Annotated in this window: 10 protein-coding genes; 1 reads left to right on the top strand and 9 read right to left on the bottom strand. The window is 70.5% G+C overall.

Annotated features, from left to right (window positions below):
* The 3 genes from ACTWQC_RS34715 to ACTWQC_RS34705 form a co-directional block, all read right to left on the bottom strand.
* Positions 1-307: WXG100 family type VII secretion target (locus tag ACTWQC_RS34715; protein ID WP_443319849.1), on the bottom strand; the 307-nt coding region annotated here is incomplete at its 3' end.
* A gap of 205 nt (positions 308-512) precedes the next feature.
* Positions 513-2,144, bottom strand: a complete 1,632-nt coding sequence (pruA, locus tag ACTWQC_RS34710; protein WP_443319848.1) for an L-glutamate gamma-semialdehyde dehydrogenase — start codon at positions 2,142-2,144, stop codon at positions 513-515.
* A 102-nt stretch (positions 2,145-2,246) separates the two neighbouring features.
* Positions 2,247-3,173, bottom strand: coding sequence for a proline dehydrogenase family protein (locus ACTWQC_RS34705; protein ID WP_443319847.1), 927 nt, complete (start codon positions 3,171-3,173; stop codon positions 2,247-2,249).
* 193 nt (positions 3,174-3,366) lie between these two features.
* Between ACTWQC_RS34705 and ACTWQC_RS34700 the strand changes: the two genes are divergently transcribed.
* Entirely contained in the window at positions 3,367-4,662 is a 1,296-nt protein-coding gene (locus ACTWQC_RS34700) for a PucR family transcriptional regulator (RefSeq protein WP_443319852.1), read from the top strand.
* 70 nt (positions 4,663-4,732) lie between these two features.
* On the opposite strand, the gene serA is transcribed toward ACTWQC_RS34700, so the two are convergent.
* The 6 genes from serA to ACTWQC_RS34670 all read right to left on the bottom strand — a co-directional run bounded on the left by serA (position 4,733) and on the right by ACTWQC_RS34670 (position 14,546).
* A complete protein-coding gene (gene serA / locus ACTWQC_RS34695; protein WP_443319846.1) occupies positions 4,733-6,325 on the bottom strand; it encodes a phosphoglycerate dehydrogenase in 1,593 nt (530 codons plus the stop codon).
* Positions 6,326-6,577: 252 nt separating this feature from the next.
* Positions 6,578-7,576 (bottom strand): ketol-acid reductoisomerase, encoded by a 999-nt coding sequence (gene ilvC / locus ACTWQC_RS34690; protein ID WP_443319845.1) that lies wholly within the window; start codon positions 7,574-7,576, stop codon positions 6,578-6,580.
* Positions 7,577-7,682: 106 nt separating this feature from the next.
* Complete coding sequence (gene ilvN, locus ACTWQC_RS34685) at positions 7,683-8,207, bottom strand: acetolactate synthase small subunit (RefSeq protein WP_365254674.1); 525 nt, start codon at positions 8,205-8,207, stop codon at positions 7,683-7,685.
* 34 nt (positions 8,208-8,241) lie between these two features.
* On the bottom strand, positions 8,242-10,125 hold the full coding sequence (locus ACTWQC_RS34680; RefSeq protein WP_443319851.1) for an acetolactate synthase large subunit: 1,884 nt from the start codon (positions 10,123-10,125) through the stop codon (positions 8,242-8,244).
* Between the two features lie 203 nt (positions 10,126-10,328).
* A complete protein-coding gene (locus tag ACTWQC_RS34675) occupies positions 10,329-13,271 on the bottom strand; it encodes a putative bifunctional diguanylate cyclase/phosphodiesterase (protein WP_443319844.1) in 2,943 nt (980 codons plus the stop codon).
* A gap of 327 nt (positions 13,272-13,598) precedes the next feature.
* The gene (locus tag ACTWQC_RS34670) at positions 13,599-14,546 is read right to left on the bottom strand and encodes a 2-hydroxyacid dehydrogenase (protein WP_443319843.1); all 948 of its coding nucleotides are present in this window, start codon (positions 14,544-14,546) and stop codon (positions 13,599-13,601) included.
* Positions 14,547-14,606 lie beyond the last annotated feature (60 nt).

Genomic DNA, 14,606 nt, shown 5'->3' with positions numbered 1-14,606 from the left:
CCTGCGCCTTCTCCAACTCCGGCCAGTACGCCGCCAAAGCGTCCCCGGCCAAGTCATAGGACTTCTTCAGCTTCCGCAGGTTCTTCGGAACGTCCTCGAACTCGGACGTGAAGGCATCGGCCGACTTCCCCGCCCACTTCAGCAGCGCGTCATCCTCGGCCATGCCCTTGATCTGCCGCAGCGCATCCCCGACGTCGTCGGCGAACGCGTGCAGCCTCCGCGCCAGACCCTTGACCCGCTCCGGATCCCCCGGAACCGGATCCGACTCCAGGTCAAGGACATGCCAATCCGCCGGCCGATACCCCACCCCGAACAACCCCCGTCACAGCCGCAGCCACACCACGTATGCCGTATGAACCTATCGCAGGAGCAGGGTCAACAAACCGTTGACAGAACAGACTTGGTGGCCCGTGCTCACCACGGACGACAACATGAACAACCGCCCCCGCCCGGAGGGGAACGGGCGGGGGCGGGGGTGTGTCAGGGCAGCCGCGTGGGCTATGCCCAGGGAGTCAGCCCATGTGCGGGTAGCGGTAGTCCGTCGGGGGGACCAGGGTTTCCTTGATGGAGCGGGTGGAGGTCCAGCGCATCAGGTTCTGCTTGGAGCCCGCCTTGTCGTTCGTACCGGAGGCACGTCCGCCGCCGAAGGGCTGCTGGCCCACGACGGCGCCCGTCGGCTTGTCGTTGATGTAGAAGTTGCCCGCCGCGAAGCGCAGCACCTCGCTGGTGTGCGCGGCGGCCGCGCGGTCCTGGGCGATGACGCAGCCGGTCAGGCCGTACGGCGCGGCGGACTCCATCTGCTGGAGCAGCTCCTCGTAGTTCTCGTCGTCGTAGACGTGGACGCCGAGGATCGGGCCGAAGTACTCGGTCGTGAAGATCTCGTTGTCCGGGTCCGTGGAGACGAGGACGGTCGGGCGGACGAACCAGCCCTCGCTGTCGTCGTACGTGCCGCCCGCCACGATCTCGACCGTCGGGTCGGACTTGGCCCGGTCGATCGCCGCCTTGTTCTTGGCGAAGGCGCGCTCGTCGATGACGGCCCCCATGAAGTTCGACAGGTCGGTGACATCGCCCATGGGGAGCGAGTCGACCTCGGCCGCGAACTCCTCCTTGAGACCGCCCTCCCACAGGGAGCGCGGGACGTACGCGCGCGAGGCCGCCGAGCACTTCTGGCCCTGGTACTCGAAGGCGCCGCGGGTCATCGCCGTCTTCAGGACCGCCGGATCGGCCGACGGGTGGGCGACGATGAAGTCCTTGCCGCCTGTCTCGCCGACGAGGCGCGGGTACGTCCTGTACTTCTCGATGTTGTTGCCGACCGTCTTCCACAGGTACTGGAAGGTCCTGGTCGAGCCGGTGAAGTGGATACCGGCCAGGTCCGGGTGCTCGAGCGCGACCTCGGAGACCTCCTTGCCATCACCGGTCACCAGGTTGATGACGCCCTTCGGCAGCCCGGCCTCCTCCAGCAGCTCCATGAGCAGCACGGCGGCGAGGGTCTGGGTCGGGGACGGCTTCCAGACGACCACGTTGCCCATCAGGGCGGGCGCGGTCGGGAGGTTGCCCGCGATGGCGGAGAAGTTGAAGGGCGTGATCGCGTAGACGAAGCCCTCCAGCGGGCGGTGGTCGGTGCGGTTCCACACGCCCTTGGAGTTCGTGACCGGCTGCTCGGCCAGGATCTGGCGCGCGAAGTGCACGTTGAAGCGCCAGAAGTCGATCAGCTCGCAGGGGGTGTCGATCTCGGCCTGCTGCGCGGTCTTCCCCTGCCCCAGCATCGTCGCGGCGGCCAGGGTCTCGCGCCACGGGCCCGACAGCAGCTCGGCCGCCCTGAGGATGATCGCGGCGCGGTCGTCGAACGACAGGGCACGCCACGCCGGGGCGGCGGCCAGGGCCGCGTCGATCGCGTCCTGCGCGTCCCGGTGGGTGGCGTTGGCGTACGTGCCGAGCTTGGCCGAGTGGTTGTGCGGCTGCACGACGTCGAAGCGCTCGCCGCCGCCCATCCGCTTCTGGCCGCCGATGGTCATCGGCAGCTCACGCTGGTTGCCCGCGAGCTCCTTGAGCTTCTTCTCGAGCCGGGCCCGTTCGGGGCTGCCGGGTGCGTAGGTGTGCACCGGCTCGTTCACCGGCGCGGGGACCTGGGTCACAGCGTCCATGGTGGCCGTACTCTCCTTCGATCGATCGAGGTCGTGGGGACGGAGTCAGGGGGACGGAGTCAGGGGCGGAGTCGGCGCGGACTCGGCGGGAGTCCTGGGGCCTCAGCCGCGGGTGGCCAGCGAGCGGAGGAAGAAGGCGAGGTTGGCCGGGCGCTCCGCCAGCCGCCGCATGAAGTACCCGTACCAGTCTGTGCCATACGGGATGTAAACCCGCATACGGTGTCCTTCCGCCACGAGCCGCAGCTGCTCGGCCTCGCGGATGCCGTACAGCATCTGGAACTCGTACTCGTCCGGCTTGCGGCCGACGCGGCCGGCCAGCTCCTGCGCGATGGCCACCATGCGCGGGTCGTGGGAGCCGATCATGGGGTAGCCCCGGCCCGCCATGAGGATCTTCAGGCAGCGGACGTACGCCTTGTCGACCTCGCGTTTGTCCTGGTAGGCGACCGACGCGGGCTCCTTGTACGCGCCCTTCACCAGTCGCACCCTCGAGCCTTCCCCGGCCAGGGCACGGCAGTCGTCCTCGGTGCGGAAGAGGTAGGACTGCACGACGGCGCCGGTCTGCGGGAACCGCTTCCGCAGCTCCGCGAGGATGGCCAGGGTGGAGTCGACGGTGGTGTGGTCCTCCATGTCGAGGGTCACGGTCGTCCCGGCCTCGGCCGCGGCCTCCACGACGGGGGTCACATTGGCCAGCGCCAGGTCGTGACCGCCGGCCAGCGCCTGCCCGAAGGCCGACAGCTTGACCGACATCTCGGCGCGTACGCCCAATTCCTCGCCTTTGAGGCCCTCGGCGAGCGCGAGATAGGCGTCGCGGGCGCGCAGGGCCTCGGCCGGGTCGGTGACGTCCTCGCCGAGGTGGTCGAGCGTGACCTCCAGGCCGCGGCCGGTCAGCGACCGCACGACCGCCATCGTCTCGTGGAGGCGCTCGCCGGCGACGAAGCGGTCCACCACGGGGCGGGTGACCGGCGCGGCCGAGACGATCCGGCGAATGCTGTCGCTGCGCGCGGCGGCGAGGAGCACAGGACCCAGCACAGGGCACCTCCACGATGGGGATGAAAGGGCCGCATGGCGGACTGCTCCGCGACGGCAAGGAGAACCACCGTGAAACCTAAGGATCGCTCCGATCGTCGGCCATCGACAGCTGTCACGCATCCGTGGCCCGGATCTCAGACAGATGTATGAGAATGGCCTCGACGGCGGAATCGCGGAGGAGCGGAGCGACTTGATGCGGGGCGACTACCAGCAGCTCGTGGATGAGATCTCGGCGGTGCTCGGTGCGCCGGCGACGCTCGAGGACCGCGACTTCGGGCTGATCGCCTTCGGCGCGCACGGCAGCGTCACGGACGACGACAGCCAGCTGACGATGGACCCGGTCCGTACGCGCTCGATCCTGCACCGCCGCTCGACCGCAGCCGTGCGCGCCTGGTTCGAGGCCTTCGGCATCGCCCGCGCCACCGGCCCCATCCGCATTCCGCCCGACCCTGCGGCCGGTGTGGTCATGGGCAGGATCTGCCTGCCCGTACGCCATGCGGGCGTCGTGCACGGATACGTCTGGCTGCTCGACGACGGTCATCTGTCGCGGCTCGAGACCGGCGGCCCCGGCGTACCGCCCGATCCGCGACTGGCCCAGGCGATGGACACCGCGGCCCGCATCGGGGCGCAGCTGGCTGCCGAGGCGCAGGCCGGTGCCGAGGCGAGCGAGCTGCTGCGCGAGCTGCTGACCGGCCCGCCGGGTGGCCGGGACGCCGCCGTGGCCGGGCTGCGGGGCGCGCTCGGCGCATCGGCCGACGGGCTGCTGGCGGTGGTCGCGGTCGCGCCGTGGCTGAGGGGTGACGAGGACGCCGGTGCGGCCGCCGACAGCCCCGGCTCGGCGCTCGCAGGGCAGCCAGGAGTGGCGGCGATATGCGTGGCGCCCGTTCCCGGCGGGGCGTCGGACGGGCTTGCCGCGCTGGTGCGGCTGCGCGCGGCGACCGCTCTCGAACCCGCGCTCACGGCGGCGGAGCGCCTGCTGCGCTCGCCACGCGCGGAGCCGGCCTCAGCCCGCCAGGGCGGCGGCCTTGCGGCAGCGGCGGTCCGTGCCGCTCCCGTCGGGGCGGAGGGAGGCCCGCCGGGCGCCGCGGCGGGGATCAGCGGCCCACGCCGCGGCCTGGACGACCTGCCCGCCGCGTGGGGCGAGGCGGTGGCGGCGGCCCGCGCCGCGCGCGCCGACCCCCGGCTGGGCGCGATCGCCGAATGGGCCGCGATCGGCCCGTACCGTACGCTCACCCGGCTCCCCACCGCCGCCCCGCCGGACCCCGCCGTCGCCCCGCTCCTCGAACCCGCCCAGGCTCAGCTGGCGCACACGGCGGAGGTCTTCCTCGACTGCGCGGGCCAGGCGAGTCGCGCGGCGGCAGCCCTCGGCATCCACCGGCAGACGCTCTACTACCGCTTGTCGCGCGTGGAGAAGCTCACCGGCCTCGACCTGAACGAGGGCGAGGACCGCCTGCTCCTCCACATGGCCCTCAAGGCCGCCCGCCTCTGACGCGAACGGGCCCGGTCCGCCTGCGTCAGGCGGCCGGGCCCGGTACTCGCTGCTGAGGACCGACCGCCGGTCAGTTCTCCAGGTTGACCGTGCGGGCCGAGGTCGCGCCGATCTCCTCGGCGATCTCGGTGAGAACCGCCGCCGGAACGCTGTCGTCCACGGTGAGGACGACCAGCGCCTCGCCGCCCGGAACCGCGCGGGACACCTGCATACCCGCGATGTTGAGGCCCGCCTCGCCCAGGATGCGGCCGACGGTGCCGACGACGCCCGGCCGGTCGGCGTAGCGCAGGAAGACCAGGTGGTCCGCCATCGCCAGGTCCACGTCGTAGTCACCCACGGCGACGATCTTCTGGATGTGCTTGGGACCGGCCAGGGTGCCGGAGACCGCGACCTCCTCGCCGTCGGCGAGGGTGCCGCGCACGGTCACCACATTGCGGTGGTCGGGCGACTCCGAGCTGGTGGTCAGCCGGACCTCGACTCCGCGCTCCTGCGCGAACAGCGGCGCGTTCACGTACGACACGGTCTCGTCGACGACGTCCTCGAACACGCCCTTCAGCGCGGAGAGTTCGAGCACCTTGACGTCGTGCTGGGTGATCTCGCCGTACACCTCGACGTCGAGCCGGACCGCGACCTCGCCCGCCAGCGCGGTGAAGATTCGCCCGAGGTTCTCGGCGAGCGGCAGACCGGGCTTGACGTCCTCGGCGATGACGCCGCCCTGGACGTTGACCGCGTCCGGCACGAGCTCGCCCGCAAGCGCCAGCCGTACGGACTTGGCGACCGCGATGCCCGCCTTCTCCTGGGCCTCGCCGGTTGAGGCGCCCAGGTGCGGGGTGGCCACCACGTTGTCGAACTCGAAGAGCGGAGAGTCGGTGCACGGCTCCTTGGCGAAGACGTCCAGGCCCGCGCCCGCGACGCGGCCCTCCTTCAGCGCACTCGCCAGCGCGGCCTCGTCCACGATGCCGCCGCGCGCGGCGTTGACGATGCGCACCTCGGGCTTGACCCGGCGCAGCGCCTCGTCGCCGATCAGGCCGACCGTCTCCGGGGTCTTGGGGAGGTGGACGGTGATGAAGTCCGAGACCTCGAGCAGCTCGTCGAGGGAGAGGAGCTTGACGCCCATCTGCGCGGCGCGCGCGGGCTGGACGTACGGGTCGTACGCGACGACCTTCATGCCGAAGGCGGACATCCGCTGGGCGACCAGCACGCCGATCCGGCCGAGGCCGACGACGCCCAGCGTCTTCTCGGCCAGCTCCACGCCGGTGTACTTGCTGCGCTTCCACTCGCCGTCCTTGAGGGCGGCATTGGCCTGCGGGATGTTGCGGGCCGACGCGATGATCAGGCCGCAGGCCAGCTCGGCGGCGGTGACGATGTTGGAGGTCGGGGCGTTCACGACCATCACGCCGGCCTTGGTGGCGGCGGACACGTCGACGTTGTCGAGCCCGACCCCGGCTCGCGCGACGACCTTGAGCTTCTTCGCCGCGGCGATGGCCTCGGCGTCGACCTGGGTGGCGCTGCGCACGAGGATCGCGTCGACCTCGGCGATGGCGGGGATGAGCTCGGCTCGGTCGGCGCCGTTGCAGCGCCTGATCTCGAAGTCGGGGCCGAGAGCGTCGACGGTGGCGGGCGACAGCTCTTCGGCGATGAGTACGACGGGTTTCGGGCTCACGGGGTCCTCAGTCCTCACTTGTCCTTGGCGGACGGCCGTCCCGACGGCCGCAGGCGGTGAAGGGGGCAGCCGCGTGGAAGACGCACGACGCTGTGAGCCTGACGCGCTTGTTCATGAAGTGTATCGGCGGACAGGGGCGCGTCTTGCGCCTCTGCGTAAGGATCACTCGGTCGTGGCTGGCCACGGTGGACAAGGGGCCGCGGCAGTGTTCCCGCTCGCTCGCGACACCGCGGCCCCTCGGCGCATGACTGCCTACGCCTCCTCGTTCACCCAGCTCATGAGCTTGCGCAGCTCCTTGCCCGTGGTCTCCAGCTTGTGGTCGGCGTCGGCCTTCTTGTACTCGTTGTACTTCGGCAGACCGGCGTGGTACTCCTCCATCCACTTGCGGGCGAAGCTGCCGTCCTGGATCTCGGAGAGGACCTTCTTCATCTCGGCCTTGGTCTGGTCGGTGATGATGCGCGGCCCGGTGACGTAGTCGCCCCACTCGGCGGTCTCCGAGATCGACCAGCGCATCTTCTCGAGACCGCCCTCGTACATGAGGTCCACGATCAGCTTGAGCTCGTGGAGGCACTCGAAGTACGCGATCTCCGGCTGGTAGCCGGCCTCGACCAGCGTCTCGAAGCCCGCCTTGACCAGCGCGGAGGCGCCGCCGCACAGCACCGCCTGCTCGCCGAAGAGGTCGGTCTCGGTCTCCTCGGTGAAGGTGGTCTTGATGACGCCGGCGCGGGTGCCGCCGATGCCCTTGGCGTAGGAGAGCGCGAGCGCGAAAGCGTTCCCGGACGCGTCCTGCTCGACGGCCGCGATGCACGGCACGCCGCGGCCCTCCTCGTACTGGCGGCGGACCAGGTGGCCCGGGCCCTTCGGGGCCACCATGCAGACGTCCACGTTGGCCGGGGGCTTGATGAAGCCGAAGCGGATGTTGAAGCCGTGTCCGAAGAACAGCGCGTCGCCGTCCTTCAGGTTGTCCTTGATGGACTCCTCGTAGACCTGGGACTGGATCGGGTCCGGCACCAGAACCATGATCACGTCGGCCTCGGCGGCGGCCTCGGACGGAGTGGTCACACGCAGGCCCTGCTCCTCGGCCTTCGCACGCGACTTGGAGCCCTCGGGGAGGCCGACGCGCACGTCGACACCCGAGTCGCGCAGCGACAGCGCGTGGGCGTGGCCCTGGCTGCCGTAGCCGAGAATCGCGACCTTACGGCCCTGGATGATGGACAGGTCGGCGTCGTCGTCGTAGAAGAGCTCGGCCACTTCGGGTTTCTCCTTGATTGGGGTTGTGCGTCCCACCGTATGACGGTTGGGCGGGGTGGGGGTCGGGGTCTCGCTATGCGGATCGGCGCGCGTCACCCGGTGCGCGTCACGCGGACCGGTCGAGCGCGCGCAGCGAACGGTCGGTGATGGAGCGGGCGCCGCGCCCTATGGCGATCGTGCCGGACTGGACCAGCTCCTTGATGCCGTACGGCTCCAGCATCCTCAGCATGGCGTCGAGCTTGTCGCTGCTGCCCGTGGCCTCGATGGTGACGGCCTCCGGGGACACGTCGACGGTCTTGGCGCGGAACAGCTGGACGATCTCGATGATCTGGGAGCGGGTCTCGTTGTCGGCGCGGACCTTCACCAGGACGAGTTCCCGCTGAACGGCCGCGCTCGGCTCGAGCTCGACGATCTTCAGCACGTTGACGAGCTTGTTGAGCTGCTTGGTGACCTGCTCCAGCGGCAGCGACTCGACGTTCACGACGATGGTGATACGGGAGATGTCGGGGTGCTCGGTGGTGCCGACCGCGAGGGAGTCGATGTTGAAGCCGCGGCGGGAGAACAGGGCGGTGATCCGGGCGAGGACACCGGGCTTGTTCTCCACCAGGACGGAGAGCGTGTGCTTGGACATGGGCTGCTCGTTCTCTCTTCCTAAGTCCCGGGTCTCAGTCGTCTTCGCTGTCGCCGAAGTCGGGGCGGACGCCGCGGGCGGCCATGACCTCGTCGTTGGAGGTGCCGGCGGCGACCATCGGCCAGACCATGGCGTCCTCGTGGACGATGAAGTCCACGACGACCGGGCGGTCGTTGATGGCGTTGGCCTCCGCGATGACCTTGTCCAGCTCGGCCGGGTCCTCGCAGCGCAGCGCCGCACAGCCCATGGCCTCGGACAGCTTGACGAAGTCGGGGACGCGGGTGCCCGCGCTGGGCTGCTTGCCGGAGCCCGCGGCGGAGCCGCTATTCAGCTCAGCGGGGCCTGAGTGCAGGACGGTGTTGGAGTAGCGCTGGTTGTAGAAGAGGGTCTGCCACTGGCGGACCATGCCCAGCGCACCGTTGTTGATGATCGCGACCTTGATCGGGATGTTGTTCAGCGCGCAGGTGACCAGCTCCTGGTTGGTCATCTGGAAGCAGCCGTCACCGTCGATCGCCCACACCGTACGGTCCGGGGCCCCGGCCTTGGCTCCCATCGCCGCCGGAACCGCGTAGCCCATCGTCCCCGCGCCACCGGAGTTCAGCCAGGTGCCCGGCTGCTGGTAGTCGATGTAATGCGCGGCCCACATCTGGTGCTGCCCGACCCCGGCCGCGTAGATGGTGTTCTCCGGCGCCAGCTCGCCGATCCGCTGGATCACTTGCTGCGGCGCCAGACTTCCGTCCTCCGGCTGGTCGTAGCCCAGCGGATACGTCGTACGCCACCGGTTCAGCGACTCCCACCACTCGCTGTAGTCCCCGGTGCGGCCCTCGTCGTGCTCCGCCTGGACGGCGACGACGAGGTCGGCGATGACCTCGCGTGCGTCGCCGACGATCGGGACGTCCGCGGCGCGGTTCTTGCCGATCTCGGCCGGGTCGATGTCCGCGTGCACGATCTTGGCGTACGGGGCGAAGGAGTCCAGCTTGCCGGTCACCCGGTCGTCGAAGCGGGCACCGAGCGCCACGATCAAGTCGGCCTTCTGCAGCGCCGTGACCGCGGTGACCGAGCCGTGCATCCCTGGCATGCCGACGTGCAGCGGGTGGGTGTCGGGGAAGGCGCCGAGCGCCATCAGGGTGGTGGTCACCGGCGCGCCGGTCAGCTCGGCCAGCACCTTCAGCTCGGCGGTGGCCCGCGCCTTGAGCACGCCGCCGCCGACGTACAGCACCGGGCGCTTGGACTCCGCGATCAGGCGGGCCGCCTCGCGGATCTGCTTGGCGTGCGGCTTGGTCACCGGACGGTAGCCGGGCAGGTCGGTCTGCGGCGGCCACACGAACGTCGTCCGCGCCTGCAGGGCGTCCTTGGCGATGTCCACCAGCACCGGCCCCGGGCGGCCGCTGGCCGCGATGTGGAACGCTTCCGCGATCGTCTTCGGGATCTCCGCCGCGTCGGTGACGAGGAAGTTGTGCTTGGTGATCGGCATCGTGATGCCGCAGATGTCCGCCTCCTGGAAGGCGTCCGTACCGATCGCCTTCGAGGCCACCTGCCCGGTGATCGCCACCAGCGGCACGGAGTCCATATGGGCATCGGCGATCGGGGTGACCAGGTTCGTGGCACCGGGCCCCGAAGTGGCCATGCACACGCCGACCTTGCCGGTCGCCTGCGCGTAACCGGTGGCCGCATGCCCTGCGCCCTGCTCATGCCGGACCAGGATGTGACGGACCTTCGAGGAGTCCATCAGCGGGTCGTACGCGGGGAGGATGGCGCCACCCGGAATGCCGAATACGGTGTCGGCGCCGACTTCCTCGAGAGACCGGATGAGGGACTGCGCACCCGTGACGTGCTCGGTGATGGCGGGCTGCTGTCCGCCGCTACGGGCCCGCGGCTGCGGATGGTGGGCCCCGGTGGCCTGCTCGGTCATCGACATTCTCTTCTCGAAGATGAGGGTTTTGAGGTGTTCTGCGAGGTTCCAGTGCAACAAAAAACCCCTCGTGCCATAAGGCAAGCGAGGGGAGCGCGCCGGTTGCGGTCCGCAGGGCGATCATGAGGCCCAGCTTCAGCCGACGCGCTTTCCAAGTACGAGAATTCGGGTGCGCATGGCATGACCCTCTCCCCGGCGCATAGCGAGTGTCAAGTGGGTGGGACAGAGGTCTCATTATTTGAGCGCAATGGTGGATGCACAACCGAGTCGGGAGCGGCCGCCCCGCCCATGCGTACGGGCAGTGCGCTGCTGGTCAGGACCGCTTTGCAGTCATCCTGCCTCGCGTCGGCGGGGTCCGGCACCGGGTACTCCCCCAAGGTGAGAGCACGGCGCAGCCGGTGCTCGTCGAGCGGGCCGGAGAAGGCCATGCCCTGGCCGTGCGTACAGCCCATGGCCTGGAGCGCGACGACCTGCTCGGGCAGGTCGACGCCGTCCGCGACGGACTGGACGCCCAGGTCGGTCGCGATCCGCAGCAGCCCCGCCGTGATCTTGTGGAGCCTCGCCGACTCGACGACGCCCTCGATCAGGGAGCGGTCGAGCTTCAGCACATCCACAGGGAGCCTGCGCAGGGCGCCGAAGGCGGCGTCGCCACCGCCGAAGCCGTCGAGCGCGATCCGCACACCGAGGCGGCGCAGCGCTGCCAGACGGCGCTCGAGATCATCCAGCGGGATCCGCGGGTCGCTCTCGGCGAGCTCGAGGATGAGCGAGCCGGAGGGCAGGCCGTGCCGCGTGAGCAGTGTCTCGACGCTGCGCTGGGCCATGCCGCGGTCCATGACGCGGCGGGGCGAGAGCCGTACGGCGACGGGGGCGGTGTGGCCTGCGCGGTGGCGCTCGGCCGCCTGGGCGACGGCCTCGTCCAGCAGGCAGCGGACGAGCTCTGCCCCCCGGGTGGCCTCGTCGCCCGGGGTCCGGGGCCCCGGATGGCCGCTGCCGTTCTCCCAGACACGCAGGAACTCGTCCGGGGTGAAGAGGATGCCCTGCTGGGAACGCCAGCGGGCCTGGGCCGCGACCGCGGTGATCCGGCCGCTGTCGAGGGCCACCACCGGCTGGTGGAGCAAGGCGAACTCGCCGTCGCGGAACGCGGTCCGCAGCCGGCTGGCCAGTGAGCCGCGGCGGACGATGTCGGCCTGCATCTGCGGCGCGTACAGCTCGACCCGGCCCTTGCCCGCGGCCTTGGCGCGGTACATCGCCAGGTCGGCGTTGCGCATGAGATCGGTCGGGGTGATCCCGGGTTCGGCGAAGGCCACGCCGATGCTGGCGGCGACCCGCACGTCGGTGCCGGCCACGCGGTAGGGGCGGGACAGGCGGTCGCGCAGCCGGTCGGCGATCTCGAGGATGCGGCACTCGCGTGCGGCGGCCCCGGGACTGCCGTCGCCCAGGATGAGGGCGGCGAACTCGTCTCCGCCAAGCCGGGCCGCGGTGTCCCCTGCCCGTACGGACTCCTGCAGGCGGCGGGCCGCATGGATCAGCAGCTCGTCACCCGCCTGGTGTCCGATCGTGTCGTTCACCGCCTTGAAGCCGTCGAGGTCGATGAAGAGCGCGGCGGTGCCGGGGTCGGTGGTGCGGCGGCCGCTCAGGGCCTGCCGGACCCGCTCGGTGAACAGGGCGCGGTTGGGGAGGTCGGTGAGCGGGTCGTGCTCCGCGTTGTGCTGCAACTGCTCCTGGAGGCGGACCCGCTCGGTCACATCGCGGCTGTTGAGGATGAGGCCGCCGTGGTGGCGGTTGACCGTGGACTCGACGTTGAGCCACTGGGCGCCGCCCGCGCGGCTCCGTCCCGCCCGGAAGCGGCACTCGATCCGGGTGGTGGGCTCCTCCGCGGGCTGGGCGGTGAGGAACCTGCGCAGTTCGTGGACCACCGCTCCCAGGTCCTCCGGGTGGATGTGGGAGGCGAGTTCGGTGCCCTCGAGGTCGTCGGGGTCGATCCCGTAGACGCCGGCCGCGGCCGGGCTGACGTAGCGCAGCACTCCGGTCGGGCCGGCGATCATGATGACATCGCTCGAGCCCTGCACCAGCGAGCGGAAGTGGTTCTCCTTCTGCGCCAGCTCATGGGTGAGGTTGATGTTGTCGAGCAGCATGATGCCCTGCCGCACGACCAGGGCGAGGACGACCGTACAGGCCGTGAAGATCACTACGCGGTCGGGCATCCCGCCTTTGAAGACGTTGTAGAGAATCCCCAACGTGCAGACGGCGGCGGCCAGATACGGGGTGAGCGCGGCGAGGGAGCCGACGAGGGGACGGCCGCTGTGGTGGGCGCGGCGGTACCGCGAGGGGGCGGGCGCCCGGTCACATCCGTCGGTGTCGCGACGGCCCACCCAGGGCGCGTAGGCCAGGAGTATGGAGCCGGCGAACCAGCCGGCGTCGAGGAGCTGGCCCGAGCGGTAGTGCTCGCGCAGGAGGGGCGAGGTGAACAGGGCGTCGCAGAGCACGGTGAGGGCCAGCGCGGCGATGGCGGTGTTGATGGCGGACCGGTTGGTCGAGGAGCGCCGGAAGTGCAGCACCAGCACGATGCTGACGAGCACGATGTCGAGGAGCGGGTAGGCGAGGGAGAGTGCGGCCTCGGCCACGGACTCGCCGTGCCAGTGGGCGGTGTGGGCGAGTGCCAGGCTCCAGGAAATGGTGAGCAGCGAGCCGCCGATGAGCCAGGCGTCGAGGCCCAGGCAGGTCCACCCGGCCTTGGTGACGGGCCGCTTGGCGAGCACGAGCAGCCCGACGATGGCGGGCGGCGCGAACAGCAGGAAGCAGAAGTCGGCTGCCGACGGGGTGGGTACGGGCTGCCGCAGCACCACCTCGTACCAGCCCCAGACCAGGTCCCCGAACCCGGCCATGGCGGAGGAGACGGCGAAGAGCACCCAGGCGGGCCGGAGTCGGCTGCAGGTGCCGCGCGCGTAGCACAGACAGGAAACGGCGGCGGCCAGGGCGGCGGCTGCCAGGCCGAAGTCGCCCATGACGAGGGCCAGCCAGGTTGATCCCCAGCCCAGCGCCGCGCCGATGGCGTATCCCCCGCAGACGAGGGCGAGAGTGATCTGGGGGAGCAACCCGGCCCCGGCACGGGAGACCGTCCGGCGGGAGATCACCGCCCCCTGGGAGCTCACCGGACCGCCCTCGGGGGCTCGGTCCTGCGCTTCTGTATGCGCAGGGATACGTACAGGAGTCGCTGTCTGCTGCCGCGTACGCACCGTTCCGGAAAGTTGGTTCGTCGGCCGTGCATCGCCCGTCGCCCCCCTCATGATCCTGTCTGTCGCTGCCGGCCGCCGAAATTTCCCGCGGCGCAGCCCCCGTCCGGACGATACACCAGAGCGGTCACACAGGGACATAGTGTCTCTACACAGCGTAACTACCTGGCGAATTCCGGAAACTGAGCGCAATCGAACGGACTCGGAGCGTGCCGAAACGAGCAGAGAATGACCTCGGGCCAGAGTTCAGCCCGTTGTCGCGACCACATTGGCGAGAGGCTCACCGGCGGCGAACCGCACGAGCTGCTCACGCAACAGCCGCCTCGCGCGCGGCAGGAAGGCCGACGTCGGCCCGCCCACGTGCGGGGTGATAAGCACCCCGGGGGCGTGCCACAGCGGGTGGCCCGCGGGCAGCGGCTCGGGGTCCGTGACGTCCAGCGCGGCCCGCAGCCTGCCCGTCTCCAGCTCCGCCAGAAGGGATTTGGTGTCGACGACCGGGCCCCGGGCGACGTTCACCAGCAGCGCCCCGTCCTTCATACGGGAGAGGAAGTCGGCGCCGGCCAGGCCGCGGGTGGCTTCGGTGAGCGGGGTGGAGAGGATCACGACGTCCGCGTCCGGGAGAAGCGCGGGCAGGTCGGCGAGTGGGTGCACGGGGCCGCGCGGGGTGGTGCGCGCGGCGCGTGCGACCCGTGCCACCCGCGCACATTCGAAGGGCGCGAGCCGGTCCTCGATGGCGCTGCCGATCGCGCCGTAGCCGACGATCAGCACGGACTTGTCGGCGAGCGCCGGGTAGAAGCCCTGCCGCCACTCCTCGGCGTCCTGGCCGCGCACGAAGTCGGGGATGCCGCGCAGGGACGTGAGGGTGAGGGCGAGCGCGAGCTCGGCTGTGCTCGCCTCGTGCACGCCGCGGGCGTTGCACAGCCGGACGCCGGGCGGCAGCCCGGGCAGGGCGGGCAGCACGTGGTCGATGCCCGCGGTGAGGGTCTGGATCACGCGCACGGCCTTCATACGCGGCAGCGGGCGGACCGGGATCCCCGGGCCCTTCATATAGGGGACGCCGTAGAAGACGCAGCGGGCCGGGTCCGCGGGGAAGTCCTGGTCGCCGTCCCAGAAGAGGTAGTCGAGGCCCTCGGGAAGCCCCTCGATCTCGCCGGGCGGTACGGGCAGCCAGACGTCGGCACTGTCAGCACTCATGGTCGAGAGGCTATGCGAAGACGTGTGGGCGGCAGAGGTTAGTTTGGAGGACCGACCAGG

The sequence above is a fragment of the Streptomyces sp. 8N616 genome, from assembly GCF_052246385.1.
Lineage (GTDB): Bacteria > Actinomycetota > Actinomycetes > Streptomycetales > Streptomycetaceae > Streptomyces.
The sequence above is the reverse complement of the archived record's forward strand: the minus strand, read 5'-3'. Positions and strand labels throughout refer to the sequence as shown.

What these genes read in the sequence shown, in the direction of transcription:
- ACTWQC_RS34680 (WP_443319851.1), bottom strand. Translation starts at nt 10,125, where the DNA reads ATGTCGATGACCGAGCAGGCCACCGGGGCCCACCATCCGCAGCCGCGG.
- ACTWQC_RS34700 (WP_443319852.1), top strand. Translation starts at nt 3,367, where the DNA reads ATGCGGGGCGACTACCAGCAGCTCGTGGATGAGATCTCGGCGGTGCTC.
- pruA (WP_443319848.1), bottom strand. Translation starts at nt 2,144, where the DNA reads ATGGACGCTGTGACCCAGGTCCCCGCGCCGGTGAACGAGCCGGTGCAC.
- ilvN (WP_365254674.1), bottom strand. Translation starts at nt 8,207, where the DNA reads ATGTCCAAGCACACGCTCTCCGTCCTGGTGGAGAACAAGCCCGGTGTC.
- ACTWQC_RS34670 (WP_443319843.1), bottom strand. Translation starts at nt 14,546, where the DNA reads ATGAGTGCTGACAGTGCCGACGTCTGGCTGCCCGTACCGCCCGGCGAG.